The organism is Psychrobacter sp. 1Y4 (assembly GCF_051847555.1).
Genome location: NZ_JBPYDE010001124.1, coordinates 1 through 524, shown reverse-complemented (window position 1 = coordinate 524; position 524 = coordinate 1). Strand labels below are relative to the sequence as shown.

Here is a 524-nt window from a genome sequence, read left to right as displayed (position 1 = left end):
GGTGGCGATCTTGCACCCGATACATTGATATCTGCGTATGCACAAGGACTGTTTCCTTGGTTCAATGAAGATGAGCCTATAGCTTGGTGGTGTCCTGAGCCGCGTTGTGTGATCGTCCCATCTGAGTATCAACCGAGTAAGTCGCTGCGCAAGCAAGCAAGTCGCGCGCGTTGGCAATTGACGCTTGATAAAGCATTTGATGACGTTATACATGCTTGTAGTCTGCCACGTAGCGATGGTCTTAATAATGACTTGCCTGAAGGCGAGCACACTTGGATTCATGAAGAGATGATCGAGGCTTATATCAAACTGCATGCGCAAGGCTTTGCCCATAGCATTGAGGTGTGGGATGAAAAAGGTCAGCTTGTTGGCGGATTGTATGGGCTAAAAATAAACGGCATCTACTTTGGCGAATCCATGTTTCATCGTGCCTCTAATGCGTCAAAACTCGCATTTTGGGGATTGATGCGCTTGTGTGAGCAAAGTCGTGTTGCACTTGTCGACTGCCAGTTACCTAATGATCA

1 protein-coding gene is annotated in these 524 nt (G+C 47.5%); it reads left to right on the top strand.

Features of this window, described 5'->3' with window-relative positions; translation table 11 throughout:
* Positions 1–524: leucyl/phenylalanyl-tRNA--protein transferase (gene aat, locus ACS8FC_RS20750; protein WP_439298174.1), on the top strand; the 524-nt coding region annotated here is incomplete at both ends.